This is a genomic window from Streptomyces nanhaiensis (assembly GCF_046614825.1).
GTDB classification, from domain to species: Bacteria; Actinomycetota; Actinomycetes; order Streptomycetales; family Streptomycetaceae; genus Streptomyces; species Streptomyces radiopugnans.
The window spans coordinates 1-1126 of sequence record NZ_JBKJFM010000348.1 but is presented as its reverse complement, the minus strand read 5'-3'; the positions used below and the strand labels follow the sequence as shown (position 1 = coordinate 1126).

General features: G+C 81.1%; 1 pseudogene. It reads right to left on the bottom strand.

Features of this window, described 5'->3' with window-relative positions:
- A pseudogene (locus tag ACLIYP_RS30515) lies at positions 1-1126 on the bottom strand (hypothetical protein); the annotation flags it as partial.

The window sequence follows — 1126 nt, the reverse complement described above, 5'->3', positions numbered from 1 at the left end:
CGCGGACCGGCGGGTGCGCCGCGCTCGGCGGGGTCGTCGGCCCAGCGGGCCAGCAGCGCCGCGGGGGTGGCCCGGGCCAGGCCCAGCTCCTCCAGCAGCCGGGAACTGGGCGGCAGCGGTACGGGACGGGCCGGGGACGGGCCCCTGGCCGCGTCCGCCTCGCGCAGCGGCGCCAGCGCCCGGGCGAACCGCTCGGCCCAGGCAGACGACACCCCGTCCACGGTCGCGACCGGGGCGTTCGCCGGATCCGTGCCGCGCGCCACCACCCGTATCGCCGTGGCGACGGCGCCGCTGAGCAGGCCGACCGCCCCGCAGGAGCGGAAGGCGGGGGAGACGGCGGCCGCCGCCTCCAGAGTCGCGGCGAGGGGGGAGGTGGGGGTGGCGGCCGCCGTCTCGGCCAGGCACAGCAGATGGACGCCGGCGGCCGGTCCGTGCGCCGCCAGCCGGGCCACGGCGTCGCGCAGTTCGGCCGGGCCCGGGTCGCCGTCTACCACGGCGACCGTCAGCGGACCGCGGCGCGCGCCCGCACCCGGCTCCGGTCCCTCCAGCCGCCGCAGCAGCTCCTCGGTGCGGGCGGCGGCCTGCTCGCGGTCGTACGCCAGCAGCAGTCGGCAGTCCTGGCCGTGGGCCGGACGCAGGTGCGGCAGCCAGCCCAGCCAGGACCAGTCGGCGCCCTCCGCCGCGTCGTGCGCGCCGCCGCGGGGCGCCCGGCCCGGGGCGATCAGCACGATCTCCAGGGCGCCAGGCCCGTGCAGCGCGGTGAGCTGGGCGAGGACCGAGCGCACCAGCGGCAGCAGCCGGGCCCGTGGACCGGCCAGTCCCAGCGAACCCGTACGCCGCAGGTTCACCGTCACCGGCTCGACGGCCCCGGCCGAGCCGCGGGCGGATCCGAGCCGGACGGTCAGCGCGTCGGGGTGGCCGGTGCCGCGCTCCCACAGGCGGGGGCCGGGGCCCAGGGCGGTGAGCAGGATCTCCGACGGGTCGGGCCAGCGCTCCTCGCCCGCGGGTACGGCGGGCACCGCGGGCGGGCCGGGCCGCGCCCGCCCTCGGTGCCGCCCTGTTCTCCGGGCGCTCGACCGGCGGTCGGCGCTCCGTCCGCGCTCCGTGCCGGGACCGGCCGTCCCGG